This is a genomic window from Gluconobacter sp. (assembly GCF_047722525.1).
Taxonomy (GTDB): Bacteria; Pseudomonadota; Alphaproteobacteria; order Acetobacterales; family Acetobacteraceae; genus Gluconobacter.
The window spans coordinates 1-25542 of record NZ_JBDNYY010000001.1; the positions used below are offsets into that span (position 1 = coordinate 1).

The following is a 25542-nucleotide window of genomic DNA, read 5'->3' on the forward strand; positions in this document are numbered from 1 at the left end:
TGCCCGAGGCGATCAGATGCTTTGCGATACTGTATCCGATGCCACGATTGGCCCCTGTGACGAGGGCAATGTCCTGTCTGCTCATAACCGGATCCCCTGGCCGAGTGCGGCGATATGTTCCGGAACCTAATTCCGTATCGTTCAATCCATAATATGCGCACAAGATAGCGTCAATAAATTACGGATTGACCGATACGGAAAATGATTGCGGAATTCCGGCGTCTGCCATTTCCGCAGTCCATCAAAGACTTTTGGGGTGTTTCCCTGTTTCCGAAACCATGGCACTGGCATCCCGCAGCGTCAGGAGAGAGGGGATGGCCACATCCATATTTTTCGAGGTCGTCCCATCACGGGCTTCGCAGGTCATGCCATGCAAGAAGGTCGTGAAAATATCGGGCAGCACCTCTATTGCCGCGCAATCCCGCAAGTTCCCCGCTGGCAATGGCGCGTTTCACGCAGGCCCTGAAGCCGGCCCGCATCCGCTACCACTCTTCGGCGAGTTGTTGCTGGTGCCTGCTACGATCACACATTCGCAGGGATGCGTCCGGGCCGACTGCATGCGCACCGACCGCGCAGCGTCTGTTCGATCGCATCGCGCGTCGTCAGACATCCCTTTCCCAGAGGGGCCATGACCTGCCCATAAGCCGCCAGATGCTGCTGCGCGCCTTCACTGAGCAGGGCTTCCCTGAAGCCGAACGCGGCATGGAAACTCGCAGGCGAAATGTTGCCCACGCAGGACTTGAACTGCACCAGGGAAGTCGGTTCATAGCCCTTCGACCAGAAAAGTGCCGTGACAGCGTTGATCACCTGATCCCTGTCAAACACACGAGGATGCCCTGCCTGCGCCATGTTGTCGCTCCTTCCGAAAGACTTCCATATTAATTGATCCAGAACTTATTGCTAAGATTCTAGGGCTCTCATATATATCGGTCGATCCATATATGAGAGCCGCATGACCCTTAATACGACATCAATCGGGCCGAACGACGGGGACGGTCTGCCTGTCGCCGGCCTGCTCGCACTGGCAATGACCGGCTTCATCTGCATCATGACCGAAACCCTCCCGGCCGGTCTGCTACCCCAGATCGGGACCGACTTGCATATTTCCCCTGGATTGGCAGGACAGATGGTCACGGCTTACGCTCTCGGTTCCCTGAGCGCCGCGATCCCGCTGACACTCGCCACGCAGCGATGGCGGCGGAGGCGGGTTCTCCTGCTGGCGATCATCGGCTTTGTGGTCTTCAATTCCGTCACGGCATTTTCGGCGCATTACAGTCTGACCCTTGTGGCCCGTTATGGTGCTGGTGCGGCGGCCGGGCTCGCCTGGGCCTTGCTGGCGGGTTATGCGCGCAGGATGGTGACGCGTTCCCAGCAGGGACGCGCCTTGGCCATCGCCATGGTCGGCACACCGATCGCGCTCTCGCTGGGCGTCCCGGCAGGAACATGGCTCGGCGCTGTTGTGGGATGGAGACTGGCCTTCGGGATCATGTCGGCTGCCACCCTGCTGCTGATCGTCTGGGTTCTGGCGAAAGTGCCCGATTTCCCGGGTCTGGCGCATCATGAGCGTTTGCCGTTCGGGCATGTCCTGCGAACGCCGGGTGTGCGGTCTGTCCTGGCCGTCGTGATGACATGGATGCTCGCGCACAATGTGCTCTACACCTATATCGTGCCGTTCATCACGCCTGCCGGGCTGGCAGGACAGGCCGATCGCATCCTGCTGCTTTTTGGTCTCGCTGCCCTTGCTGGTATCTGGCTGACCAGCCGTATGGTCGATCACGCCCTGCGTCTGTCCGTTCTGGCCAGTCTCGCAATGTTCGCTGCTGTTGCGGGTGTTTTCGCCGTCGGATCTGCGTCGCCTGTCGTGATCATAATCGGTGTTGCGATATGGGGCCTGACCTTCGGCGGAGCTGCGACGTTACTTCAGACAGCACTCGCCGATGCGGCTGGCGACGGCGTGGATGTCGCCTTGTCGATAAATGTCGTCGCCTGGAATAGTGCCATAGCCGGCGGAGGAGTTCTGGGCGGTATGTTGCTTGAGACTTGGGGGGCTGCGTCATTCCCTTGGGCCGTGCTGGGGCTGGCTGCTACCGGCTTTCTGATCGCATGCCACGCCCGGGCCCATGGATTCCGACCTGGTCACCGGCTTGGAGAGGGGCACGGGAGAACTAAGAATTCGTTGTAGATGAGTTGCAGATTTACTGTGCGATGTCGCTAAAAACAAACGCATTTGCCAGAATATTTACCCTTGTCTCCAGAATATTTGGTGGGACCCTATCTGATGTTGAATTATGTTCACCCATAAATGTCCATTCTCAAGAATATGGGGATAGGCACTTTATATCTGACGCAAAAACACAAACAGCAGGCCCGCTTCTGTCCATAACGGACAAACAGAGAGCTTATTTTTATGTTTTATCCAAGTATAAACGGCTTTCCCCGCGTGTGCGCGTCTTCGTGGACTGGCTGGTGGAAATTATCGGCCACAGGCTTCATCCTGGCAAATGAAGCCTGCCATACCTGATAGCGATGAGTTTCAGGCCGGTGTTTCGAAGCTGCCAGGACTGTTCTCCGTTGCTGTCCATTGTGCAGTGCGCTCACGACTGGCCGCGGCTAGCGCCCTGGTTACGCCCGCCGCATCCAGATCCGCGCAATAGACCGGCGTTCCCGGCTGCTGGCGCCAGGATTCCGCCAGCGAACCGGCATCGACAGGATCAAACCCGATCTCGTCCACCAGTCCCATGACGGTTTTCTTCGCGGATACATCATTCCCCGCGACCGGCAATGCGATCCGGTTCGCCGTCCCCTTGGGGGTCCCATCTTCAAGCAGATGCTTTGCGTAGATATTATTGAAGACCTTGATAACCGGACGATCGATCTCTTCCGAGACCCAGACGCTTTCTACTTTACCCGCTTCGATGGCAGCGATACGGCCGTCCCGCTCGCGGGGGTAATAGTTCCCGGTATCGATCACAACCACATCAGCCGGAACATGTTCGAACAGCTTGTGGCCAAGAGTAGGAATGTTCTTCTCGGGAATGGTGACGACGATGAGGTTCACGTCACTGACCGCTTCCGCGACGGTAACGGGCTTTGCGCCGGTTTCCCGCGCCAGTTCGGTCAGAGTCTGCGGGCCGCGTGAATTGGCGACTTTTACCTCATGACCACAGGCCACAAACCTGCGTACCAACGTGCTACCAATCTGGCCTGCTCCGATAATGCCGATCTTCATGCCGTCGCCTCCTGGTTTTTAATGACTCCTTTTGATATGGGACGCCGTCGGACCGGGACCAGTCCGGCAGGGTTATTTTTGAACGTTACCTCCTCCGAGCCGGGAGGAATTCAGAGGGGCAGGCGGCTTCAGCCACGTTCGAAAAAACGCCGACATTGTGACACGGTATCGACCAATAAAGCACGATCAGCGCTTCTGCCGAACAATGGCTCATACATTGGGGGATTAGAGGCTGTTGTTCCGTGCACCAGGCCTACGCATTTTATTCCAAGTAAGCACCAGGCTCAGGCCTCATAGCCAGAACATGACGGTTGCTGCGAGGCAGATGACCGAGAAGAAGACGGTCGGTGAAGGAGGACAGGTGTCAGTATGGAAGAACTGGGAAGTAGGATTGTCCAGGACGTTATGGGATCTCTCGGGACATAAAACGGTAGTTTTCTCTGCGCGAGGTACCGTTCCTCTTTTTCAGTGTCCTCGGAAGTGGGTCTGTCTCCGCTACTCTCATCCTGGCAGCAGAGACAATATCCATCAGGCCGATCAAGTCAGACGGGAAGCACGTCACGCAAAAGTTACGATTAAGAACACTGAACATAATGGGATGATTTACCATGTTTTCACCGTCGAACTCTTCACACGCTGAGATTCGAGATGCATTTCCCCCGTTGTCCAGTGTGGGAACCAGTTCATTGGATGAAGATGCTGACATGTGTGGTGACACGCTGGACGAGGCAATTCAGGACGGACCAAGAGAGCGTAGCCTACAGTTTAAACTTGAGACGATCCATAAGCTACAACGCCTTTTGAATTCTTCCGACAAAGAGATTGATCGGATCACGCAGACATGGGTTCTGCTTTCAATTGATCCGATGGCGGATGTCGAGGAGCCACCAAATTGGGGCAGATATTCGACTGATAGAGCTTTCTGGGAGGCGGTTCTGCGCGCCTTCGAGACCGACTCAGAAGTGCAAAAGCACGTGCATGTCTGACGTTGGCCGCCATGATGAATGGCGGTTATCAGGCCCCCTGAATTCCTAATCCGGACAGACCGCTGTTGGGGGTAGGTGGTCGGTCTACTATGGAGGTACTTGAGAATGAAAGCAGATATTGGAGATCATATAGAATTCATTTCGAATGAAAATGGAGGAATGAAGGTTTCGAAAAAGCCTCTGGTTTTTGGTCCTTCTATGTGATTCCATTCCTCATGTAGTGAGTAGCAGGATGGCTCATGAAGCAGTCCGGTTTCTTTGATGTTGACGAGCGGCTTGCCTTCCGCATCGTGAGGATGGGGGCAAGGCGTCTTTCATAAGTCCATGTCTTTCCCATCACGGAAAGTTTGCCCGAAATGGTTTTGTTCAGCGTGCCGGTCACAAGCGATGAGCTTTCGGCGGCATGTGACGTGAGAGGAAACAGGGTTGTTGCAATGAGGTATAGCCTCAGCAGGGAATTCTATCTTCCAGGTTCAGAACGACGCAGCATGAGATCTGGCTCCGTTGGGGACGATGGTGCTGAAATATTCCGTATAGGCTTTCGGGCTTTCGGGCTTTGGGGGGCAGAGCAACTGACACCCCAGCGGAATAACAGATGATCGTTATGCCTGCGCCAGATTTCCGCAATGACTATTGCGCCATCCTGGAGTTTCAAGATTTCCAGTGCGCCATCCGGCAACAGGCGCCCCCGGAGATGATCAAAGCGCTGACTCCCCGTGAAGGGATACGAGCAGTTATCGAGGGGAATATCGAACCGGAAATGGGAGGGGGGAGCATCTGGGTTGCTTCGGTTCACGGAGTGATAAAACAGATTTCCGTTCTCGATACGGAGTGAGACGCACAGGTCCATGCTTTCATGAGGGAATAGACCGTTGCTCCAACTAGAAAGCTGCCTTTCGATGATCCAGGTACCGTTGATGGTCGGCTTCGTGGAGAGAGTCATGCAGTTTGGGCCTGTCTTTTGACGGGAGGGAGAGGGCAGGTCTGGCCTTTTTGGAGGGCCTGGGCTGTGATCCCGGCCCATCGATTAAGATCGGGAGTGGTGGCCAGGAGATCATTGCGAATTTCGACGATGATGGCGGCGAGGCCACGTCTGTTTCCGTGGAAAGGGATCGTATGGTTCGAGTGCTGCCACAGGTCATAGGGCTGGTTGCGGCCGACGAGCGCGCCGCTCTGTTTTTCCATGGCTTGTGCTACGGTTTTGCCGTGCAAATGGGAGGCTCGATACAGGATGCCCGCCGGCCCATGGACGAGAAACACCAGCATAGACCGGGGTGAAGGAATGAATACCCACCAGAAAGGTTTCACTCCCGCGCGAGGTACGTTCTTCCAGAAGGGTCCTCAGGCCCTGATGAAAAGGGCGATGCCATCGTGAGAGTCGGTTTTCGCGTTCCTGCAATGTGAGGGAGAGGTTCCCCGGTACGAATGTTGTTTCGCTTCTGGCTGGAATTCTTTCACGACAGGTTTCAGGGCGGTTCAGCTCCGCTACGAGGCGGGAAACGGGAACGCTTACGAGCGGAGAAACAAGCATTCCGGCCACTATGGTCGCCATGTCCATGGCATGGATATCCCAACCGATATGCTCTTTGACCGTCTGGGGAGGCAGTCCGAGGCCTTTATATTCGTCGGGTATAAGGGATGAGGCATGGTCGCAGACGATCACATATAGACTGCGGGACCCGATGTTGTGAAAGGTGATGGCCTCAGAGTAAGCGGGAGATGTATGCTCAGAGCTCACTGTGATGCTCCGGTGTTTCAAGAAGGGGTCTGTCAGGCCGAAGCCAGAAAAAGCCGACCGCTCCGGCGCAGGCTGCCACCGAAGGCAAAAACAGTACATCTTCCCATGAACCGGTTCGTGTCACGATCCACCCCACTGCAAGCGGAATGAGGCTGGCGGACAGGCTGCCCCAGAACGCTGTGCAACCAGTGACAAATCCGGTGTAGGCGCCACTGATATCCTGAACACTGGACCACAGTGAAACCTGCACGAAGCCGATCGCGCCAAGGCAGCCTGTCATGAGACTCAGTGCTAGAATGGTGCCCTGAGCATGGCTTGCGATGGCCAGTAGAACTGCGCTCAGAACAAGCCCGAATATCGGGGGAACTGTTCTGATATGACGCAGGCTGAAACTCCGTGAAGCCAGATGATCGGCTATGATACCTGCAAGCAGTACTGAGACATAAAGGGCCACCCATGGCGCTGACGAGATCCATCCCAGATCCTTGAGGCGGACATGATGAACCTCATGTAGCCAGGTTGGAAACCAGCTTGCGTAAAATCCCTGTACACAGATGGTGCAGAAATAGAGAAACCCGATGAGCCAGAAGCGGGGGGTCCGTAAGAGTCTACTGCGATCGAGATCAGGCGACGGGACTGATAGGGACAAATCGGGTTTCAACGAAATGCTGTCGGGCTGATCCCTGTAGAACGCCAGCCAATACAGGCTTATGGCGATTCCAAATGCGCCAAAAATTGCGAAAGCCAGCTTCCAGGAATAGGTCAGCATCAACCAGGACGTCAGCGGTCCACTGAGAATGGACCCGAGATAGATGAATCCCAGCAGCAGCGCGTTGGCGCGACTTCGGGTGACGGTGGAAAAATGTCTCCTGAGAACAAGCATGCTGCTGGCCCAGTCTGGCGCCTGCGCCGCTCCCATACCAAAGCGTGCCATAAGGAAAGGTGCAAATCCGAGGCAGAGTGGACTGACAAGTGTTGCAAGCGACCACAGAAAAGCAGCTCCGAACAGCACGCGTCGCGGGCCAAGCTTCTCTGCAAGCCAACCGGAAAGCGGTTGCAGGAGCGCATATCCCCATGTTGCGCAGGAGAGAATGAACGAAGCCTCCGATATGCTGAACCCCAGATCCTTGCGGATGACGGGCATGGCTATGGAAATGGCGTGCCTGTCCAGCGACATGAGGAAATTGATCGGTGCCAGCAAAAAAATCAGGACGATCCAGCTTTTCTCCCGCATGACGCTCCCTCAGCCTACCAGAGGCAGGGGAAGGCGCCGGTGATTACCCAGCGGGATGGACTGGCGGATACGTTGTGTCAGTGCGTGATCCAGATATCCCGTTACGGAGGTTTCTCCGTCAGATGCCATAGCTACGATATGGCCCCAAGGGTCACAGATCAGGGAATGACCGAATGTTGTGCGGATCTCTCCTTTGTCGTTGCGATGTGAGCCGTACATGCCGGTTGCCACGATCCAGACCTGATTTTCGATGGCACGGGCCCGAAGCAGAACTTCCCAGTGATCTTTGCCCGTCTGAAGGGTAAAGGCAGCAGGGAGGAAAATGACTTCTGCCCCCTCGTCGCGCAAGGCGCGGAAAAGCTCGGGGAAACGCAGGTCGTAGCAGATCGTGAATCCCGCCTTGATGCCATCTATATCGCAGATGCTCAGGGCTTTCCCATGATTGAAGTCCCGACTTTCATTATACACCGTTCCATCTGGTCCCGTAACGTCGAACAGATGTAATTTACGGTAGCGCGCGATTTCCTGTCCTTCCGGATTGAACACCAGGGTCGTGTTGCATAGACGCTCACCATCAAGTTCAGCAATCGATCCACCGTGGACATAGGCACCATATTCGCGCGCGAGGTTTGCCATGGTCTGGTAGACCTCGCCTCCGGTTGCGCCGCTGTCTGGCGCCGGGAGTATTTCAGCAACCTGGAAACGCGTAGGACGGTCTGCATTACGGCAAGGCCACATTTCCGGCAGACTGATCACACGGGATTTTTGGCGGGAAAATGCGTCAGCAACCAGCCGGCGAACTGTTGCAATATTTTCGTCCTTTTTATTGCCGGCGTTGAACTGGATCAGGGTAACAAGCATGACTGAACATCCTCGGACGTTTTTTAGAAACCTGTTGATATCGAAACGAGAGCGGCGAATCCGGCGCCGACATCGTAGGTAGGTGTAGAAGCTGCAATGGTCTTTCCATTGGCTCCTTTCTGAGCCTTGGCGTTGGCAACAGGAGCGACGACACCCGACAGATATTTGGTGTTGGCAGCGTTGATGATGTTGAGCTGGATCTGGGGTTTCCGGAAGAAGCCGACGTCGCTCATCCGGTACCCTGCGTTGATGTCCAGTGTTTTGCGTTCCGGGATCCCCTGATCGTTCATGAAGGAGGAATACATTGCATCCACCCAGTTGAACTGCAGGCCGCCAAAGAAATGGGAGTCATCATAATTGATGCCGACCGCTGCAGTGGCTTTCGGGCTCATGGGAGCCGTTCGACCCTTCGTGGGAAGGTAGGTCCCGCCAGTATGGAAATTATCGTCGATGGTCGCATGCAGATACGAAATTGACGCATAGGGGGAAATATGATGCCAACGCTTCAGCCCGATCTCGGCTTCCGCGCCGCGTGTCGTCTGTCCACCGACATTCAGATACTGCGTGGTCAGGACACCATTTAGCGGAGCGCTCGCGGAAAGCTGGCGGTTTTTGAAGTTATAATTGAATACCCCAATAGAAGCGTTGAAGAGCCCGGTGTAGCGATACCCCAGTTCCTCGGAGATGGAGTATTCAGGCTTGACCGAAGAACTACCATGAGATGTGATCTTGCCGGTTGAGACACTGATCGAATCATAGAATGGCGTATCGCCGACCGGTGTCCGGAACGCTGTATTGACGTTGAAGAAGACCTGATGCTCGGCATTGAACCTGTAATGAATGCTCATGCGGGGCAGGGGAATGGCATAGCTGGCCCCAGCATAATATCGCGCACCAGGAAGCATGTTGGTTCCACGCAAATCCACCATGGCTTCCTTGAAACCCGCGGAGATTTTCAGCCTGTCATGGAGCAGAGACACTGTGTCCTGAACGTAAAGCGCCGTCGTCTGCTGAATCTCGTGCAAATTGGTGCTATACAGGATTGATCCATTGGCCATCGTGATGGCGTGGCCGCCATAAAGATTGGCGGCCTGTCCATTTGCGCCAACGGCGGCATAGGACGTTATGGCCCTGCGATCGACGTTATTATACCACGCCCCCACTTCAAGAAGGTTGATCCCCTTGCGATAGGCCAGTCCTGTCGTAATGCCGCTGGAGAATGTATAACCGGCAGCCATCGCCGCGACGACACCACGCCCACTGCTCAGGTCTTCCAGCCCGAGATCGCCTGCTGGCTGCGTGCCGGAATAGCTCCCGGTATTGCTGAGCGTCGTACCATTGGGAACGCTGCCGCTCATCCAGAAATAATAAGGTGTGGCTGTCAGGGAGAGGCCGTGGCCGAGATTGAAATGTGATGGCAAAGAAATCATCACGCGCGATCGGCGATTGATCCAGAGTTTATAGTAATTCGCCTGTCCGTTCTTGAAAGATGTGGCCAGATTATAGTGCGTTCCGTATTGCTGCCACTGACTTAATGTCAGGTAGTTCTGCCAGGCGTTCTGCAGGCGATTATAGGTTACAACCGCAGCGAGACGGTTACCGTTCCCCCATTCTTTCACGAACTTGCTGTCTATATGATAGCGCGTGTTGTTGCCCGGACCACGCCAGTTGTCGTTAGTTGTGTAAGAGAAGGACGTGAAATTACGGATGCCGGTATGGCCGATTTCTCCAGAGTCGAGCCGAAGAAATTCCCGGAACGCATTGTTGGTACCAAAACTGGTGCCCAGGTACCCACTGCGATGAAGGGATGGATCACGCAGTGAGGAACTGACGAGGGCGCCTACGGCATTCAGTACGGGGGCCGTTATATTGGGGGAGCCCTGACGGATCTCGAAACGACCGATATTTTCTGAATCGGACCATTCTGAGGAATCTGCGACATGATTGATCTGGTCATCAGCGGGCATCCCCTCGAATTCCCAGCCAATTTCGTTCTGTTGCATTCCACGGATCATCACATTGGAACGGTCGCTGACACCAAGAGGATCAGTCTTGGCCACTGTTACTCCGGGGGCCATCTGCATCAGGCTGAACAGGTTACTCGTCGGCGCTTGTTTGGCGATGAAATCACGGTTGGCGCCACTGACCATTGCCGCGTCATCACGGAGTGGTAGTAGGCCGCCGCCAGGTGTCTGGTTCGTGACACCTGTCGGGCTACGAAGACCCGTAGCAAACACGCGTAACTCTTCTGCGTTACCATGCACCTGAATTCCATCAGCAATAGGCTTCTGGGATGTCACAGGAGCATGACGTTCGCGGCCATTTGCTGCTGATGGGCTTTTCGCCCGAGCATCACTTATGCTGCTGGATAGTGCAGTCATGGACATCAGCACGTATAGACTCTTGTTCCGCACGCCCTTTTCCCTTTTCGCAGAAGGCGGACCCCGGGGAGCTTCAGGATCACATGTTTCATATCCATACCGGAACAGTATTGATGATTCTGGTTGGAGCTCACAAATGTTATGTTGTTATTGAACATTTAATTCTGGTCTGTAATTATTAACCAGCAGAACAGGGCAGTCTCCGGACATCTGCTGCGGAAGTGGTGCTCTCTTCTGATGACAATTTTCCATTCCATAACGTGCATATCAAGTGGTATGTTGTTATTGAACATTTAAAATGTGAAATTATCCGTGGATAATATAAATAACGTATCTTCAGAGTGGTTATCTGGCCATCTGTCCGACCGGACATCTGCTGGCATCAGTCGCCGGACGCGCTTTCTCATTCAGTCCGGTCTGCTGCCTCTTGGCAGTCGTCTGCCCTCTCTTCGAGATCTGGCTTTCTGCATGCAGATCAGTCCAGCAACCCTATGTCTTGCCTGGGCAGAGCTTCGGGAAGACGGCCTCATTGAGGGGAGAGGGCGGCTGGGCAGTTGGGTCTGTCGATCGTCTTCGTCTCCGCGGCCCAAGCGGCGAGGTGTTCAGAAACATGCAGGGCAAGACATCATCAACCTCTCTGCCGCCATCCCTGACCGATCCCTGCTGCCACCTCTGAACGAGGCTCTGGCGCACGTGGCTCAGGCTCCAGACATTAATTCCTACGCAAAGATCCGTATTACGGCCGCTCTTGAGAGAGTGTGCAGGAGAACTTGGCCTTATGAGAGCGAAGGTTTCCTTGCGACTAACGGCGGCTTCTGCGCTCTTAATGAAACTTTTTCGGTGCTCCTGTCCCGCGGGAGTGTTGTCGCGGTCGAGACACCAACAGCAACTGCGACTCTCGATATACTTGAGCGTCTGGGCGTAAAAATCATTCCAGTCGTCTGTGACGCTGACGGACCGTGTCTTCATTCTCTGAGGGCAGCTTTAACACATGAACCAGCTGCGTTTGTCTTTCAGCCACGCGTCAATGGTATCACGGGGCAAAGCGTCCACCCGGATCGGTTAAGGGCCATAGCAGAAACTTTCAGTGTAAAGCCGCTCTGGATCATCGAGTGGGACGCTCTGGACGCCCTCTCCCTCGTTCCCCCTTGTAGCTTGGGCAAGTGGCATCCGTATTACACGGTTCATATTCGTTCCTATTCCAAAAGCATGTCTCCCGATCTGAGGCTTGCCGTTGTGTCCGCATCTTCTGAAGTCATAGGAAAAATTCAGGAATTTCGGGCTTTCGGGGCCGGTTGGACAAGCCGCATTCTTCAGGAAGCTACGGCTTATCTGCTTGCAGACAAAACTGCTCAAGAATGCATACAGAATGCACGTTCTGTATATCTAAATAGAAGGAGATGCCTTTCTGAGGTATTAAATGGATATAATTTATTAGTTGATAGAAAAGGGAGTGGATTTTCCCTTTGGATTGGAGTGGATGATGAAAAAAAGGCTATAGATTTTCTAAAGGAAAACAGAGTTCTTGTTTCATCTGGTTCGAAGCACTCTCTGACAAAATCATCCTATATCCGTATTTCTTATTCGAACCTCGAGAAAGATTACGAATTAATTGGAAATCTTATCGTGAAATCTGCGCGTTGCGCATAAGGCAATAGCGCTAAACCTTCCGCACGCCATAGACACCGAAATGCTCCGAGAAAACCCGCAGAATTTTCGGTTTCGACTTCGGCTTTCTTGATCAATTCGTTCAACGTATGCGCCGAACACCCATTCTTGCCAGCAATCGATACCATATCCGCAGGCGAGGGCACCTCTTAAACGATACCCCCATTGATACCCCTATTCGCATTTCTGTTCATGGTTTGTCCTCTCCATTAATGGACACAAACCAGATGGAGGAAAAGGGCAGATATGGCTGCCCTTGGTCAATAACGGTCACTAATGGTGGGGGATCGCTGGCGGAGAGAGTGGGATTCGAACCCACGGTACGCTATTAACGTACACACGCTTTCCAAGCGTGCGCCTTAAGCCGCTCGGCCATCTCTCCTGTCGAGCGAGGCGGTACTTACGGGAGCTTGAGCGTCAGATCAAGTCCCTTTCGGGCATTACGGACAAATTTTTCAATAAGTTCAGCAGATTTGCCGCCAGGAACTGACTCTACCCCGGAAGAAACGTCGACTGCGGATGCCTGACTTTCCTGAATTGCCCGTTGGACATTGAGCGGGTTCAGGCCACCTGCGAGCATCCAGAACGACGGAGCAGTCCAGTTCCGGGTCAGGGACCAGTCAAAAGTCCGACCGAGGCCGCCTGGGCGGCGATCCTGATCCTGTTTTGGGGCCTCGATGACATATCCTGCCATATGGGGATCTGTCGGCAGATCTGAAGGGCAGGCAATGCCTCTTGCCTGCCAGACGGGGCGACCGAACCGGGACTGGATTTCGGTGGCCCGCTCCGACGTGTCGTAAATCTGAAGAATATCCAGCGGGACTGTCTGAAGAACCTGTTCAATGAACCGGTTCTCGGATTTCACGAAAAGACCGACCCGGAGGGGGCCCCCTGCCTGAGGGGGCGGCGCGCTCTCATGCAGGCGCAAGGCGTCAGAAGCGGTCACGAAACGGGGGGAAGCTTCACAAAATACGAACCCGACCCACTCAACCTTCAGCCGAGCACATAGTGCCATCGTCTGAACGTTACGGATCCCGCAGATCTTGACGCCCGTCATGCGCTGGCCAGTTCTTCCATGATTGCCCTGGCTGCCTGAACCGGATCCGCAGCTTTCGTGATGGGTCTTCCCACGACGATCCAGTCTGCTCCCGAACGGGCTGCCTGTGCGGGTGTCATGATGCGCTTTTGGTCATCGGCTGCACTGCCAGCGGGGCGGATGCCTGGAACGACCAGAACAGGCGCGTCACCCAGAATGTTTCGCAGGGGTTCAAGCTCATGGGCGGAACAGATGAGACCATCAGCGCCGGCCTTGATTGCCAGCTTCCCAAGTCTGAGCACCTGTTCCTCAGGTGTGACATTGACGCCAATCTCCAGAAGCCCAGCAGCGTTCATACTGGTCAGAACTGTGACCGCCAGCAGTTTCGGGCGTTCCGATCCGTTGGGAAAGGCGCGTTCGAGAGCTTCCCGGGAGCGGGCAATCATTTCTGTGCCGCCACTGGCATGAATTGTGGTGAGGGCCGGTCTGAGGGGAGCGAGGGCAGACAGGCCCGAAGCGACGGTATGGGGAATGTCGTGGAGTTTCAGGTCCAGAAACAGGTTGTGCCCTTTGGATACCGTCTTTACCGCATCCAGCCCGCAGGCATAGGTGAACTCGAGCCCCAGTTTGATGGCATCGACATCATTTTTCAGACTATCCGCCCAATGCTGTGCTTGGGAGAGGGATGCGGTATCGAGCGCGGCGATCAGTCGCGTGCGGTGGGACATGCTGATGTTCAGACTTTCTGTTCAGGCGAAACAGGCGCCGTGCCGGGAAGGGGAGTACCGACAGGGTTCTGGAGACGGTCAAGGCGCTGGTGAAGCTCGACGAGCTGGCTTTCCAGTGTTCGAACATGCTGTTCCGCCCGGCGGGCACGCGATCGCTGCTGCATGTCCCCGATCAGGCCAATCAGGAAACCGAACAGGAGAGCGATCACGCCGACCCCCAGGACGAGTGTGCCAATGGACAGATGCCAGCCGAAGGAAACCAGCCAGATAGGTTCCAGATCAGTATTGCTCAGGGCAAAAACGATCAGGACCGCAAGAAGAATGACGAGGATGAGCAGTCTGAGCATGAACATGGTCCTATCGTGCTACCTGCGGCGCAACAAGACGTGCGGGCAGGAAGATTGATTCCCTGTCAGCAATCATGATGTCCTGTACGGGCGGCATCATGCGCCGGTGCTGACATTGCGCAGGATGGCGATATCATTCCCAACGTATCACCGAAAGGGATTGCAGTGTCTGAAATCATTCCGTTACGGCCGGCTCTTCCAAAAAGTGATACATTCTGGGCCATTCTCGCGTCGCAGGGTAAACGTACGATCATCGCGAACATCTACGCGACCCGGCAGGAAGCGGAAGCCGACAGGCAGTGGCGGATCGGTCAGGTCCGCGCTTACATCCTGTTTCTTCAGTCCGAAAAGCAGAATATTCCCGTCTACAGGGTCGAGAAAATAAGACGATCCGATCTTCCCCGGAACTGGACGCCGCTTCCGGCGCTGGGGATGCTGCGGGGCAGGAGCATCTGAAATCGTCCCGCTGGTCAAAACGGAAACATCGTGACAGAGTGCGCGGCACCACATTTCCTTGCATTTCAGTGCAATACGAAATGTATGATTTGATGATCGCATGAGGATGCAAGCCAATGGATCAAACATATACCGATACACTGCCAGGTGCTTCTGCCAGCCTGGATGTGTCGGATTCCCTGCCTTCTTCCTCGTCTCTTATTGTTGGATCGCAGTACCTGCGGACGTTGTCCATTGATGTGCAGAATACGCCGGACGTTTACAGGGAGTTGCCGCCGCAGCCCCATATCGGAATGATGGTCGATGTCACGGGGCGCCAGCTTGGAGATCAGCCGACATTCGAGGTCAGTCTGGTTATCCGGGCACAGGGACTGGAGAGCGCTCCTACACAGGAAGCCCCCAATCCGAAAGTGCTGTATGAAATCAGTCTGGCCTATGCAGGTCTGTTCGGTCTGACGGGACGTATCCCGCAGGACGCGGTTGAGCCTCTTCTGCTGGTTGAAGCCCCTCGTTTCCTGTTTCCTCCGGCACGCAGCGCAATGCTCAATACGGTCCGTGAGGCAGGATTTCCGTCGCCCAATATCCAGCCCATAGATTTTCATGCACTCTGGCAGAGCCGACGCTCCCAGCAGCGGTAAACATGTGACGACGGCATTCCCGTTCAGCAGGCGGCTCCAGAGGATGCGGCATCGATGAAAGATCATATTCTTGCATCTCCGGCTTTTGCGGGGGATCGCCCCCCTCTGTGGGCGGCGTTTGACGCGGAATGGTATCGCACCCGCTATGGACTGCGACTGCGGGAGGAAGCCAAAGAGAGCGGAGAGGCGGCAGAGCTTGACCTGAGCGACGAGGGGCTGGAGAACCACTGGAAACAGAAGGGGGCCAAAGCCGGACTGTCTCCCAATCGCTTTTTTGATGAAGAATGGTATCTCCGCCAGAACCCGGATGTCCGCGAAGGCATCAGTCTGGGGATCTTCGACTGTGGTTTTCTGCATTACTGCGAAAGCGGCTTTCGGAGCCGGTCCCCTCACTGGCTTTTTTCTGAAGAAAACTATTTCAGTTGTAATCCTGATCTGAGTCCTCATGTTCTGGCGTCACAGGGTTTCTGTAACGGCTATGATCATTATCTTGCGATAGGCGATCAGGAACATCGCAAGTCTCATGCCTTCTTTGATCCGGCAGTTTTCCGTTCCGCCAGCATGGCCGAGCGGCAGCATTACGATTTCGGAATTGGCGACTTCGTTCAGTTCATCCGCTTTTCGGCTGCCGGGCGTCGTCGCAGTTCCTGGTATTTCGATCCGGAATGGTATCTTGAACGTTATCCGGACGTGGCTCAGGCCTTGGAGAACAACAGATATCAGAGCCCGCTTCACCATTACCTGACCAACGGCAATCCAACGGCTTACGACCCCAACCCCTGGTTCAGCGAAGCCTTTTATGCCGAGCGATATCCTGATGTTGCCAATATCGTGGCTCATGGCGGTTTTCGGAACGGATATGAACATTTCGTCCGTTTCGGTGTGGCAGAAAAACGTATGCCTCAGGCAGGCGTCGATCTGGCGGATTTCCTGAAACAGAGCGGTGTACAGCGCCGGTTGCGTCGACCGAATATTCCGGACATTTTTACCCTCTGGGTCCAGTCCCAGGCGAACCCCGTGGAAGATGTCGTTGCGGAACCATCCGAACAGCAGTGCCAGTTGCTGGATCTCCAGCGGGCACAGACGCTTATTCCCTCACTGGTTCGCGCGCCACTGGATTTTCGCCCAGTCACGGTGCCGGATATAACGGTCATCCTGCCTATCTCGAACCAGTTTCAGGAAACCCTTTCCACGCTGGCCGCGCTTCATGCGAACTGCGATCGCAGCCTTCAGATCGTTCTGGTCGATGCGGGATCCACGGATGAAACGGCTCAGATCGAAAGGTTTGTCCGTGGGATCCATATTGTCCGTCCTCCTTACCGCACGAGCCACACGGAGCAGGTCGGACTGGGCCTTGAACTTGCAAAGGCAGAGATTGTTCTTCTGCTTTCTGCCGGAATCCAGCCTTTTCCCGGAAGTCTGAATACCGCGCTTGAAGCGTTCACAAACCCGGAAGTCTGGGCGGTAGGAGGACAGTCCCTGGGTGTGGACGGCAGAGTCCGAGAAGCCGGGAGTGTGGTCTGGAGAAATGCGGCTTTCACACCGTTTGGAAAGGGATTGCGGGCAAATGAACCTGAAATCGCCTTCCGGCGATGGGTGGATGCCATTACCGGAGGACTGCTGTTCTGTCGCCGGCTTCCACTCCACGAGCACAACCGTCTGAATCCGGGCTGTATCGGTTCGGAAGCCGAAATGCTGGCGATCTGCTTTTCCCTGCGGCAGGCCGGGGGAAAAGTCCTCTATGATCCGGATGTGATCGACAGATCGGCTTCGCAGCCGGATGTGCCTGCGGAACTGCGCGTTCGTAATGCAGGCTGGCTGAAACGTCGTTTCGCGGGACTGCTGTCAAGGCAGCCGCTTCCGGGAACCAATATCATGCGGGCACGCTCCGCTTGTGGTGCGCCTGGTATTCTGTTCCTGTGTGAACGGCTGCCCCATCCCGTACTGGGAACCTCCCATCTGCGTCATCGCGACATGATGATCGGTCTCAGCCAGTTGGGATATCAGGTGACTGTCTTTCCTCTCGACGGCAGCCTCCATGACTGTGTCGCCACGGCGCTGGATTTCCCGGCAGAGATCGAGTTGATGGATGACAGTGATCTGTCAGAGCTTCCGGATTTCCTGCAGGAGCGGGCAGGATGCTTTGACTATGTCTGGGTTGGCGGAACGAAAACGCTCCAGCGTGCGGCTCCGGTCCTGCAGCAGTATCCGCAGTCCTTGCCCAGACTTGGAATAGTTGTGGATGTGCATGGGAGTCATTCCCTGGAGTCCCATCTCCGCAGGCAGGTAGGGGCCGTTAATGACCGTGAACTGCTTCTGGACGATCTGGAACTGGATCTGGATCAGGTCTGGATGACACAGTCGGTAGTTGCGGGAACAGCCGCAGAGAAAGCGGATCTGGAAGTTCTTGGTCTGACGAACGTGCGTGTTCTTGGAGCCCCGCCGATTTCGCTCGCCCTGTCCCCGCCCTTTGGCGAGCGCAGGGGTATTCTTCTGGTTCTTCCTGTCCATACCAATGGCGATGCCGTTCATGATGGCCTTCACTGGTTTGTTCATGAAGTCCTCTCGAAACTGGATCATGGACTGCCGCCGGAAGCAACCGTTCTTCTGGCGGGCTACAGGGCCGAACAGGTCGATCTTTCCGCCTTTACAAGATATCGGCGCCTGGAAGCCTTCCCGGAAGAAATCGATCTGCCAGCCCTCTACAGATCCCGCCGAATTCTTGTGGAGCCGGCTCGCGTGCTGGCGGCAGCGCCGCGTGAAGTCCTGGATGCGGCGGCCGCCGGGTTGCCTGCCGTTCTTTCCGAAACCGTCTGTCAGACGCTGGGCGCGGAGGATGGAAAAACCTGTCTGTCGGGAGGATTCAATGATCCGGAGCGCTTCGCACAGGCCGTGATACGGCTGTATACGGACATGGATCTCTGGAATACGATAAGCCGTGGCGCACAGGACCGGATACGCGAAGATGCCGCTCATTCGGATTTCCACAATGGTCTCAGGGAGGTTCTCTCCGTTGCGGCGGGAACGACGCCTCTCGTGGCCTCGACCGCGGAACTCCGTGCGCACAAACCGTCCGAAACGGGCTCACATTTCGCCCCGGCTCCTATCCGGCTCCAGCCACGTCGGTTCGCTGCTGGCGGCGACTGAAAAACAGACGAAGGCCATCAGGCAGGACGCGGGCAGGACAGCCAGTCTATCAGCACCCGCATTCTGTTTTTTTTGGCATCAGGTAACCTGAATATGGAAAACAAGATGACTGCCACTTCCGAGAAACTTGATGCCGTTCTCCAGAATGTCGATACCCATCTGGACGAGTCAGTCTCACGTCTTTTCGAGATTCTCCGTATCCCGAGCATTTCCACTCAGCCTGCACATGCTGCCGATTGCCGGAAGGCTGCCACATGGATGCAGCAGGAACTCGAGCAACTGGGAATGAAGGCAGATATCCGTGACGTGCATTGGGCGGCCCCCGGTCATCCCATGGTCGTTGCTCATGAGGATGAGGGCTCAAATGACGACGGCCGTCCGCATGTGCTGTTCTATGGTCATTACGATGTCCAGCCGACAGATCCGGAAACGCTGTGGAATGCGCCTCCTTTTGAGCCGCGCCTGGTCGAAGAGGCTTCGGGTCGCAAGGTGATCGTTGCCCGGGGGGCAAGCGATGACAAGGGACAGGTAATGACCTTCCTTGAGGCCTGCCGGGCATGGAGGCAGGTAACAGGATCACTGCCCGTCAGGGTCAGTGTTCTTCTGGAAGGTGAAGAGGAATGCGGTGGCGCGAACCTGCTCCCGTTCCTCAAGGAAAACGCGGCTGAACTCAAGGCAGATGTGGCGCTGGTCTGTGACACGTCCATGGCGGATCGCGAGACGCCGGGTATCACGACATCCCTGCGTGGCATGATGGCCGAGGAAGTGGTCATCCAGTGCGCCAGTCATGATCTGCATTCCGGTCTGTATGGCAACGCGGCAGCCAATCCGATTGCCGTTCTCTGTCAGGCTCTGGCCTCGCTCCGGAATGAAGAGGGTGGCGTCACGCTGCCGGGTTTTTACGACGGCATCAAGGACCCGTCCCCCGCAACTCGGGCACAGTGGAGCAGGCTTTTCCCGGATGACCGCTCCCTCCTGGAAGAAGCGGGGCTTTCGGTCGCGGCGGGTGAAAAGACCTATAGCGCGATCGAGCAGACATGGTGTCGCCCGAGCTGTGAAATCAACGGGATTTCCGGTGGTTATGAAGGCGAGGGCTTCAAGACCGTCCTTCCCGCCCGAGCCATGGCCAAAGTCTCGTTCCGTCTGGTTCCCGGGCAGGATCCGGACCGCATCCGTGAAACGTTTCGGGCCCATATCCGCGCGGCACTCCCTTCCGACGCCCATGTGACCTTTACTGCTCATGGCGGATCTCCGGGCTTCGAGGTCTCCCGTGACAGCCGTTTTCTGGCACCGGCCCTGAAAGCCCTGACAGATGAGTGGGGCGTGCCTGCCGCTACGGTCGGTTCCGGTGGCTCCATTCCCGTGGCGGGAGAAGTGCGGGATGCGCTGGGGCTGGACGCTCTTATGATCGGTTTTGCCCAGAATGATGACCGGATTCATTCTCCCAACGAGCAGTATGGACTGGACTCCTTTCACAAGGGCATCCGCTCATGGGTACGGGTGATTGCAGCCCTGGCCGACGCGGGCTGACGATGGGAGCTGCGCTACCGCTTGCACTGACGCTGGGGGATCCGGCGGGGATCGGGCCCCAGCTTGCCGTAGAGGCGTGGCGGAGGCTTCGACAGCCTGGGGAAGGCACATTCTTCTGGGTGGGCGATCCGCGTCTGGTGGAAGATGCCGTGCCGGTAACCCGTATCCGAGAGCCGGAGGAGGCTGGTGGTGTTTTCGCCAGCAGCCTTCCCGTTCTGCCGGTGTTCTGCGAGGCGGAGGTCATCCCGGGGCAGCCGGATTCCCGAAATGCCGCAGCGACCATCACCAGCATCCGTCTGGCTGTCGGCTACGCCCTTGCCGGTCGGGTCGGTGGGGTCGTGACGAACCCGATTGCCAAGCACATTCTGGCCGCGGCGGGCTTCCCGTATCCGGGGCATACGGAGTTTCTGGCAGCCCTGTGCGACAGGCCGGGGGAAGAGATCATGATGCTCGTCTCACCGCAGCTCAGAGTCGTGCCGGTCACGGTTCACGTTGCGCTTCGACGGGCCCTGGACACGCTGACGACTGATCGCATCGTGAGCGTGGCGGAGACTGCCAATGCAGCGCTGAAGCGGGATTTCGGAATTGCGGCTCCGCGTCTGGCGATTGCGGGGCTGAACCCCCATGCGGGCGAGCATGGCATGATGGGCAGGGAAGAAGGCACGATCATCCAGCCTGCGATCGACAGACTTCGGGCGCAGGGGATCGACTGTCAGGGCCCGCTGCCACCGGATACGATGTTCAGTGTCAACGCCCGGCCAAATTACGACGTTGCGATCTGCATGTATCATGATCAGGCCCTCATTCCACTCAAGACGCTCGATATGGCGGAAGGCGTGAATGTGACGCTGGGTCTGCCGATCATCCGCACGTCCCCCGATCATGGGACGGCCTTTGATATCGCGGGGCCTGTGACCGACACCTGCCGGGCGGATGTTTCCAGTCTTCTGGCCGCGATCCGTCTGGCCAGCGAAATGAGCGCTTATCGGGAAGGAAAAGGATGATGATCCGTCTTGGAGTGAACATCGATCACGTCGCCACGCTGCGCAACGCAAGAGGGGGCATCTTTCCCGACCCTGTTGCGGCAGCCGAGGTGGCCCTTGCTTCGGGGGCTGACGGGATTACGGCACATCTGCGGGAAGATCGTCGTCATATCCGCGATGCCGACATGCCGCGTCTCAGGGCGCTTTCCGCCCCCCTGAACTTCGAGATGGCCGCAACGGACGAGATGGTCCGGATTGCCTGTGACCTCCGTCCGCATGCCTGTTGTCTGGTTCCGGAAAAACGGCAGGAGGTCACGACGGAAGGTGGACTGGATGTAACAGGACAGCGCGACGCCCTTGCGCCCCGGATTGCCCGGCTGAGAGAGGCTGGGATCCGGGTCTCGCTTTTCATTGATCCCGATGCCAAACAGATTGAGACGGCAGCGGCTCTGGGCGCGCCCGTTGTGGAACTCCATACCGGCGCCTATGCGCTGGGTGGCGCACATGAACTGGAGCGTCTGCAGACGGCTGCGCAGACCGTTGCGGAATGTGGGCTGGAACTCCATGCCGGGCATGGGCTGACTTATGACAATGTCGGAGCCGTTGCGGCCCTGCCTGGTCTGGCCGAATTGAATATCGGACATTTCCTGATTGGGCAGGCCATTTTTGACGGGCTGGGACCAGCCGTCCGGAAGATGAAAAGCCTCATCAATTCCTAACAGAAAAAGGCCGGAACGGTGTCCGTCCCGGCCTTTTTGGCGGCTTACTTGACCGGCTGGATGACCGGCTGCGTGTCGTCCCCGGTGAACTTGGGAACATATTTTCCGGACATGTCGGAATAGGTGGCCGTGCCACTCTGCGCCGGTGTGCGGGGGGGATGGAAGGCGGAGACGGGACCGAAGGGGCCACCATTCACACGGCGCATCGTGGATTCACGCTGACGGGCACAGCCGCGGGTGATGATTGAGCAGATACCGTCCGTTCCGATATATTCGTCGTCATTGCCGGTATAATGGACTTCCGAAACGCGGTCGTGATCCAGACGGACCAGCATCCGGCAGGCTGTCCCGCCGCCGCCAAAGGCGGACTGATAGATGCTGATGGCGGACTGCACGGGGATGAAGCCGGAGTCAGCGGGCATGGTCGGGAGCGACTTGCTTCCGTCATACTGCCACAGCTCGGTCGTATCGTTCAGCTTCTTCGTGCCGGCCGGGATGCCGGCGCAGGACTGAAGGTCGTAGCTGGTCATGCCGATCATTTCGTACTGTGCCTTGTGGGCACTGCGGGAATCAAAATAACCACATCCTGACAGGGCCGCAGTAGCCGTCAGGGCAACAATCATGCGTGTAAAAACCGGGCGCATCATGTCTCCTGTGCGCAAAAGGGGGAGCAGACTGCAGACCCGGAACGATTCAGGACGAACAGGTCACAATCACATGTGAAGTGCCCCGTTTCTACAACACCATCCCTGATGGGGATAGAGGATGCGGGTTCCTTTGTTTGGGATGATGGGTTACAGGGCAGTTCCCTTGCAGCACAGGAATGCCACCAATGGCCGATATGACCCCATCCGAGGTGACACGCCTCCAGACCACGCTCCAGCGCCTGCTGGGCTCTCCGAAACTCACCGTCAACAAGCCCAGCCGCAAGGGCATGAGCGTTGAACTGGCCGTGGCAGGAGAAGTCATCGGGACGGTTCACCGTGATGAGGATGAAGGCGAGGTCTCCTACGCCATCCACATCACGATACTGGAAGAAGACCTGCCGGCCGCCTGAGACTTCAGGCGGCGTGTGCCGGGACGGGCATTTCGAATCGCGTGATCTTCCAGCCCCAGTGCTCGAACTTCATGTGCAGGACGAAGGGAGTCTGTCCCGGCTGATCCAGGCTGGCTTCGAATTTCCCGGCGCTCACGAAATGGGCGTGTAAGGAATGCCACGTCCCGAACCAGCCTGAGGTCGATGCCGTATGCGGCATGACCTGCTGGGCCGTCGTCATCAGGGTGGCGGGTGTGAGATGCGTGTCGATGGCATTCGAGACGACCTGTCCGGCAAATGAGCTGCCGAATCCCGGAAGATCGTCATCAGCCGGGGCAGCAGGTGAGAACTGTTCCTTGAGACAGTGGCTCAGCGCCGCCCAGTCCACGTGCGGCGCAAGACGCGAGGGATTGTTCCCGCTCATGGCCCGGTCGATATCCCACAGGGCGAGATAGGGCGAGACGGCATAGGCTGCGAGAACAGCGCCGGCACTGACGCCAAGTCCCTGCCATGCACGGGGCATGACTCTGCGAAAACCGTTTTTCATGATGACTTCTCTGACTCGGGTCCTGCGAGGCACCAGGACAGTGATGGACGATAATGACGCTAACGTCTTTCAAGAGTGAAAGTCAGCAATTATCATCATTTCATGGACATGAATTTTTCCGACCGTGAGCTGGAGCGCTATTCCCGCCACATTCTTCTGCCGCAGGTTGGAGCGACGGGGCAGGCGCGGCTGCGAGAGGCTGCCGTTCTTGTCATCGGTGCGGGTGGGCTGGGCGCACCTCTGCTCCAGCAGCTTGCTGCATCGGGAGTCGGGCATATCGGGCTTGTGGACCATGACCGCGTCGATCTGAGCAATCTTCAGCGGCAGGTTCTCTACGGCATGGACGATATCGGGTGTCTCAAGGTCGAGGCAGCAGCCGCGCGGCTCAGGGCGATCAATCCGCTGGTGGACATCCGTCCGTATGCGTTGCGCGCGACGGATATGACTTTGGATGAGATCGTGCCTCAGTATGATCTGGTCTGTGACGGAACCGACAATTTTGCGACACGGCTGGCGGTCTCCGATGCCTGTGTGCGTCATGGCCGGTCTCTGGTTTCAGGAGCAGTACAGGGCTTTTCCGGGCAGCTCGCAGTTTTCCGTCCACAGAATGGCGGTCCCTGCTATCGCTGCCTGTTTCCTGAAGCCGCACGGACGGCGGCTCCGAACTGTGGGGACGCGGGTGTGCTGGGAGCAGCAACCGGCGTCATGGGGAGCCTGATGGCTGTCGAGGTCATGCGGGAGATTATCGGACTGGAGGGCAGGGACGAGACCCGTGTGTGCATGTGGGACGCTCTTGCAGGAACACTGCAAAGCTTTGTGCTGCACCGGGATCCCGCCTGTACCATTCATCATGAAAAGGGAGTGCTGGCATGAGCCGTCCCATGTTCCTGACCCTGGCTGACGATTCATGGCAGCGGGCCCATTATGCCCTTGTCATCGCAGCCGGGGGACTGTCGCTCGGGCGTGATGTGACGATTTTTGCGGGCGGACGCAGTGTGCTGGCTCTGACGGCAGACTGGTCCGGGCTTGCGGGCTTCATTCCTGATGACACGCTTGCTGACAGGGGGATTGCGGGTTTCGGAGAACTCCGGGAGGCTGTGATGGAGTTGGGGGCGACGGTCATGGCGTGTGAAACCGGACTGAAACTGGCCTCACTGTCCCCACATGATCTCGTGGACGGGGTTTCGGTCCGGGGAATTGTCACCTTTCTCGAACTGGCGGGAGACAATCCTGTCCTTGCGCTGTAAGTTTTCCCCAAACATACGATTTTAAGATGTCTTTCCCGTTTTGATGACTTGCCGAAACCCTCGGCCCTTGGCAGGGATGCGCTCATGAGAATGTCTGTCTTCCCTCTGCGTCCTGTCAAAGGCCATTCCGCTCTTCTTCGCGTGCTTATGGCTGGCACGGTCTTGTTCGCCGCTCCCGGCGCCTGGGCTGCCCATCATCATAAGAAGCATGGGGAAACGACCGCAAAGACTGCGGAAAAGCATCCGCCTGTCAGGAAACACCACAAGGCGGACGCAGCGAAACCTGCGTCATCGACAGCAAAGCACAAGGCTGCGCATCATGCCGCCCTGAAGCATGCGGCCCCGGCCGTCGCAGCGGGAGCGGCCGCTGGAGCGGCGGGCGCAGCAGCAGGGGCCGGGGACCAGCCCGCAACCCCGGCCGTTCCGCCTGCGCCCGAAAATACGGACAAGGGCAGCAATACGGGCCTTCCGCTGCCGCGTTATGCCGCGCTCCGGGCGGATAAAGTCTATATGCGTCGCGGTCCCGGAGACCGATATCCTATCGACTGGGTCTATCATCGCCGGGGCCTGCCCGTGGAGATCGAGCGTGAGTTCGACGTGTGGCGGCTGGTCGAGGATTCCGACGGCCAGAAGGGCTGGGTCCATCAGGCGACGCTGTATGGCAGCCGGACTTTTGTCATTCCGGGCCTTCCGCCCGAAGGTGTGAAAGCCCAGGCCGGTGAGGCAAGCGCTCAGGCAGGCGACCATATCGGCAAGGCCGATGCCCGTATTCTCGCCCGTGTCGCGACACAGGAAGAGGCGCGGGCACATAAAAATGATGTGCTTCTCATGAGCCATCCGGAAGAAGATAGCAGCGTCATCGCGGTGCTGGAGCAGGGAACCGTCGGCAATATCAAGCTGTGTCCCCAGAACTCTCAATGGTGCCGCGTCAGCGTGAAGGGCTACGAAGGCTGGCTGCCACGCCGTCTTTTCTGGGGACTGCTCCCCGGCGAGACGATTCAACCCAACTGATTTTCCCGATCGAGGACGCC

Annotated in this window: 24 protein-coding genes, 1 tRNA gene and 3 pseudogenes; 14 read left to right on the top strand and 14 right to left on the bottom strand. The window is 56.8% G+C overall.

The features are described 5' to 3' along the window. Positions 1 to 85, bottom strand: a pseudogene (locus ABF859_RS00005) (3-oxoacyl-ACP reductase); the annotation flags it as partial. A 156-nt stretch (positions 86 to 241) separates the two neighbouring features. Then, positions 242 to 849: pseudogene (locus ABF859_RS00010) on the bottom strand (TetR/AcrR family transcriptional regulator). Between the two features lie 103 nt (positions 850 to 952). Between ABF859_RS00010 and ABF859_RS00015 the strand changes: the two are divergent. Next, a complete protein-coding gene (locus ABF859_RS00015; RefSeq protein ID WP_415524956.1) occupies positions 953 to 2182 on the top strand; it encodes an MFS transporter in 1230 nt (409 codons plus the stop codon). A 351-nt stretch (positions 2183 to 2533) separates the two neighbouring features. Here the strand turns inward: ABF859_RS00015 and ABF859_RS00020 are convergent, their stop codons facing one another. After that, positions 2534 to 3229, bottom strand: coding sequence for an NADPH-dependent F420 reductase (locus tag ABF859_RS00020; RefSeq protein WP_415524958.1), 696 nt, complete (start codon positions 3227 to 3229; stop codon positions 2534 to 2536). 686 nt (positions 3230 to 3915) lie between these two features. Here ABF859_RS00020 and ABF859_RS00025 point away from each other — a divergent pair. Together ABF859_RS00025 and ABF859_RS00030 are read left to right on the top strand one after the other, a co-directional pair. Further along, positions 3916 to 4215 (top strand): hypothetical protein, encoded by a 300-nt coding sequence (locus tag ABF859_RS00025; protein WP_415524960.1) that lies wholly within the window; start codon positions 3916 to 3918, stop codon positions 4213 to 4215. A 595-nt stretch (positions 4216 to 4810) separates the two neighbouring features. After that, entirely contained in the window at positions 4811 to 5050 is a 240-nt protein-coding gene (locus ABF859_RS00030; RefSeq protein ID WP_415524962.1) for a hypothetical protein, read from the top strand. Positions 5051 to 5154: 104 nt separating this feature from the next. On the opposite strand, the gene ABF859_RS00035 is transcribed toward ABF859_RS00030, so the two are convergent. The 5 genes and pseudogenes from ABF859_RS00035 to ABF859_RS00055 all read right to left on the bottom strand — a co-directional run bounded on the left by ABF859_RS00035 (position 5155) and on the right by ABF859_RS00055 (position 10285). Beyond that, positions 5155 to 5481, bottom strand: coding sequence for a hypothetical protein (locus tag ABF859_RS00035; RefSeq protein WP_415525684.1), 327 nt, complete (start codon positions 5479 to 5481; stop codon positions 5155 to 5157). A 49-nt stretch (positions 5482 to 5530) separates the two neighbouring features. After that, positions 5531 to 6052, bottom strand: a pseudogene (locus ABF859_RS00040) (N-formylglutamate amidohydrolase); the annotation flags it as partial. After that, entirely contained in the window at positions 5943 to 7187 is a 1245-nt protein-coding gene (locus tag ABF859_RS00045) for an MFS transporter (protein WP_415524964.1), read from the bottom strand. The pseudogene ABF859_RS00040 and the gene ABF859_RS00045, both read right to left, overlap by 110 nt. A 9-nt stretch (positions 7188 to 7196) precedes the next feature. Beyond that, positions 7197 to 8048, bottom strand: coding sequence for a carbon-nitrogen hydrolase family protein (locus ABF859_RS00050; RefSeq protein ID WP_415524966.1), 852 nt, complete (start codon positions 8046 to 8048; stop codon positions 7197 to 7199). 23 nt (positions 8049 to 8071) lie between these two features. Then, positions 8072 to 10285, bottom strand: coding sequence for a TonB-dependent receptor (locus ABF859_RS00055; RefSeq protein WP_415524968.1), 2214 nt, complete (start codon positions 10283 to 10285; stop codon positions 8072 to 8074). 837 nt (positions 10286 to 11122) lie between these two features. Here ABF859_RS00055 and ABF859_RS00060 point away from each other — a divergent pair. Further along, the gene (locus ABF859_RS00060) at positions 11123 to 12079 is read left to right on the top strand and encodes a hypothetical protein (protein WP_415524970.1); all 957 of its coding nucleotides are present in this window, start codon (positions 11123 to 11125) and stop codon (positions 12077 to 12079) included. A 309-nt stretch (positions 12080 to 12388) separates the two neighbouring features. Here ABF859_RS00060 and ABF859_RS00065 read toward each other — a convergent pair. The 4 genes from ABF859_RS00065 to ABF859_RS00080 all read right to left on the bottom strand — a co-directional run bounded on the left by ABF859_RS00065 (position 12389) and on the right by ABF859_RS00080 (position 14208). Next, positions 12389 to 12479, bottom strand: a tRNA-Ser gene (locus ABF859_RS00065). Between the two features lie 18 nt (positions 12480 to 12497). After that, a complete protein-coding gene (locus ABF859_RS00070; protein ID WP_415524972.1) occupies positions 12498 to 13154 on the bottom strand; it encodes a phosphoribosylanthranilate isomerase in 657 nt (218 codons plus the stop codon). Beyond that, positions 13151 to 13861, bottom strand: a complete 711-nt coding sequence (gene pyrF, locus ABF859_RS00075) for an orotidine-5'-phosphate decarboxylase (protein ID WP_415524974.1) — start codon at positions 13859 to 13861, stop codon at positions 13151 to 13153. Before pyrF ends, ABF859_RS00070 begins: the two co-directional genes overlap by 4 nt. A gap of 8 nt (positions 13862 to 13869) precedes the next feature. Then, the gene (locus ABF859_RS00080) at positions 13870 to 14208 is read right to left on the bottom strand and encodes a LapA family protein (RefSeq protein ID WP_415524976.1); all 339 of its coding nucleotides are present in this window, start codon (positions 14206 to 14208) and stop codon (positions 13870 to 13872) included. A 165-nt stretch (positions 14209 to 14373) separates the two neighbouring features. Here ABF859_RS00080 and ABF859_RS00085 point away from each other — a divergent pair, with 165 nt between their 5' ends. The 6 genes from ABF859_RS00085 to ABF859_RS00110 all read left to right on the top strand — a co-directional run bounded on the left by ABF859_RS00085 (position 14374) and on the right by ABF859_RS00110 (position 21681). Beyond that, positions 14374 to 14664, top strand: coding sequence for a hypothetical protein (locus tag ABF859_RS00085; RefSeq protein ID WP_415524978.1), 291 nt, complete (start codon positions 14374 to 14376; stop codon positions 14662 to 14664). Between the two features lie 116 nt (positions 14665 to 14780). Next, positions 14781 to 15302: a protein-export chaperone SecB gene (locus ABF859_RS00090; RefSeq protein WP_415524980.1), complete on the top strand. Its 522-nt coding sequence runs from the start codon at positions 14781 to 14783 to the stop codon at positions 15300 to 15302. A gap of 54 nt (positions 15303 to 15356) precedes the next feature. Beyond that, positions 15357 to 18449, top strand: coding sequence for a glycosyltransferase (locus ABF859_RS00095; protein WP_415524982.1), 3093 nt, complete (start codon positions 15357 to 15359; stop codon positions 18447 to 18449). A 105-nt stretch (positions 18450 to 18554) separates the two neighbouring features. Then, positions 18555 to 19979 carry a M20/M25/M40 family metallo-hydrolase gene (locus tag ABF859_RS00100; RefSeq protein ID WP_415524984.1) on the top strand — a complete coding sequence of 475 codons (1425 nt, stop codon included), beginning with the start codon at positions 18555 to 18557 and terminating at the stop codon, positions 19977 to 19979. Next, on the top strand, positions 19940 to 20983 hold the full coding sequence (gene pdxA / locus ABF859_RS00105) for a 4-hydroxythreonine-4-phosphate dehydrogenase PdxA (RefSeq protein WP_415524986.1): 1044 nt from the start codon (positions 19940 to 19942) through the stop codon (positions 20981 to 20983). The genes ABF859_RS00100 and pdxA overlap by 40 nt, the downstream gene beginning before the upstream one ends. Beyond that, on the top strand, positions 20983 to 21681 hold the full coding sequence (locus ABF859_RS00110; protein WP_415525627.1) for a pyridoxine 5'-phosphate synthase: 699 nt from the start codon (positions 20983 to 20985) through the stop codon (positions 21679 to 21681). Before pdxA ends, ABF859_RS00110 begins: the two co-directional genes overlap by 1 nt. A 44-nt stretch (positions 21682 to 21725) precedes the next feature. Here ABF859_RS00110 and ABF859_RS00115 read toward each other — a convergent pair whose 3' ends face one another. Then, positions 21726 to 22325, bottom strand: coding sequence for a hypothetical protein (locus ABF859_RS00115; RefSeq protein ID WP_415525629.1), 600 nt, complete (start codon positions 22323 to 22325; stop codon positions 21726 to 21728). A gap of 188 nt (positions 22326 to 22513) precedes the next feature. Here ABF859_RS00115 and ABF859_RS00120 point away from each other — a divergent pair, with 188 nt between their 5' ends. Continuing rightward, a complete protein-coding gene (locus ABF859_RS00120; RefSeq protein WP_415524988.1) occupies positions 22514 to 22738 on the top strand; it encodes a DUF3126 family protein in 225 nt (74 codons plus the stop codon). Positions 22739 to 22742: 4 nt separating this feature from the next. Here the strand turns inward: ABF859_RS00120 and ABF859_RS00125 are convergent, their stop codons facing one another. Further along, positions 22743 to 23264 (bottom strand): DUF2939 domain-containing protein, encoded by a 522-nt coding sequence (locus ABF859_RS00125; protein WP_415524990.1) that lies wholly within the window; start codon positions 23262 to 23264, stop codon positions 22743 to 22745. 102 nt (positions 23265 to 23366) lie between these two features. Between ABF859_RS00125 and ABF859_RS00130 the strand changes: the two genes are divergently transcribed. From ABF859_RS00130 to ABF859_RS00140, 3 genes are all read left to right on the top strand, one after another. Then, positions 23367 to 24137, top strand: coding sequence for a HesA/MoeB/ThiF family protein (locus ABF859_RS00130; protein ID WP_415524992.1), 771 nt, complete (start codon positions 23367 to 23369; stop codon positions 24135 to 24137). Beyond that, positions 24134 to 24511 (top strand): hypothetical protein, encoded by a 378-nt coding sequence (locus tag ABF859_RS00135; RefSeq protein WP_415524994.1) that lies wholly within the window; start codon positions 24134 to 24136, stop codon positions 24509 to 24511. The genes ABF859_RS00130 and ABF859_RS00135 overlap by 4 nt, the downstream gene beginning before the upstream one ends. Positions 24512 to 24595: 84 nt before the next feature. After that, positions 24596 to 25522, top strand: a complete 927-nt coding sequence (locus tag ABF859_RS00140; protein ID WP_415524996.1) for an SH3 domain-containing protein — start codon at positions 24596 to 24598, stop codon at positions 25520 to 25522. The last annotated feature ends 20 nt before the right edge of the window (positions 25523 to 25542 follow it).

Excerpts from the sequence above, each read along its gene's own strand:
- ABF859_RS00015 (WP_415524956.1), top strand. The coding sequence starts at position 953 with ATGACCCTTAATACGACATCAATCGGGCCGAACGACGGGGACGGTCTG.
- ABF859_RS00130 (WP_415524992.1), top strand. The coding sequence starts at position 23,367 with ATGGACATGAATTTTTCCGACCGTGAGCTGGAGCGCTATTCCCGCCAC.
- ABF859_RS00115 (WP_415525629.1), bottom strand. The coding sequence starts at position 22,325 with ATGCGCCCGGTTTTTACACGCATGATTGTTGCCCTGACGGCTACTGCG.
- ABF859_RS00100 (WP_415524984.1), top strand. The coding sequence starts at position 18,555 with ATGACTGCCACTTCCGAGAAACTTGATGCCGTTCTCCAGAATGTCGAT.
- ABF859_RS00035 (WP_415525684.1), bottom strand. The coding sequence starts at position 5,481 with ATGCTGGTGTTTCTCGTCCATGGGCCGGCGGGCATCCTGTATCGAGCC.
- ABF859_RS00045 (WP_415524964.1), bottom strand. The coding sequence starts at position 7,187 with ATGCGGGAGAAAAGCTGGATCGTCCTGATTTTTTTGCTGGCACCGATC.
- ABF859_RS00110 (WP_415525627.1), top strand. The coding sequence starts at position 20,983 with ATGATCCGTCTTGGAGTGAACATCGATCACGTCGCCACGCTGCGCAAC.
- ABF859_RS00020 (WP_415524958.1), bottom strand. The coding sequence starts at position 3,229 with ATGAAGATCGGCATTATCGGAGCAGGCCAGATTGGTAGCACGTTGGTA.
- ABF859_RS00125 (WP_415524990.1), bottom strand. The coding sequence starts at position 23,264 with ATGAAAAACGGTTTTCGCAGAGTCATGCCCCGTGCATGGCAGGGACTT.
- ABF859_RS00090 (WP_415524980.1), top strand. The coding sequence starts at position 14,781 with ATGGATCAAACATATACCGATACACTGCCAGGTGCTTCTGCCAGCCTG.
- ABF859_RS00120 (WP_415524988.1), top strand. The coding sequence starts at position 22,514 with ATGGCCGATATGACCCCATCCGAGGTGACACGCCTCCAGACCACGCTC.
- ABF859_RS00030 (WP_415524962.1), top strand. The coding sequence starts at position 4,811 with ATGATCGTTATGCCTGCGCCAGATTTCCGCAATGACTATTGCGCCATC.
- ABF859_RS00070 (WP_415524972.1), bottom strand. The coding sequence starts at position 13,154 with ATGACGGGCGTCAAGATCTGCGGGATCCGTAACGTTCAGACGATGGCA.
- ABF859_RS00095 (WP_415524982.1), top strand. The coding sequence starts at position 15,357 with ATGAAAGATCATATTCTTGCATCTCCGGCTTTTGCGGGGGATCGCCCC.
- pdxA (WP_415524986.1), top strand. The coding sequence starts at position 19,940 with ATGGGTACGGGTGATTGCAGCCCTGGCCGACGCGGGCTGACGATGGGA.
- ABF859_RS00140 (WP_415524996.1), top strand. The coding sequence starts at position 24,596 with ATGAGAATGTCTGTCTTCCCTCTGCGTCCTGTCAAAGGCCATTCCGCT.
- ABF859_RS00135 (WP_415524994.1), top strand. The coding sequence starts at position 24,134 with ATGAGCCGTCCCATGTTCCTGACCCTGGCTGACGATTCATGGCAGCGG.
- pyrF (WP_415524974.1), bottom strand. The coding sequence starts at position 13,861 with ATGTCCCACCGCACGCGACTGATCGCCGCGCTCGATACCGCATCCCTC.
- ABF859_RS00050 (WP_415524966.1), bottom strand. The coding sequence starts at position 8,048 with ATGCTTGTTACCCTGATCCAGTTCAACGCCGGCAATAAAAAGGACGAA.
- ABF859_RS00080 (WP_415524976.1), bottom strand. The coding sequence starts at position 14,208 with ATGCTCAGACTGCTCATCCTCGTCATTCTTCTTGCGGTCCTGATCGTT.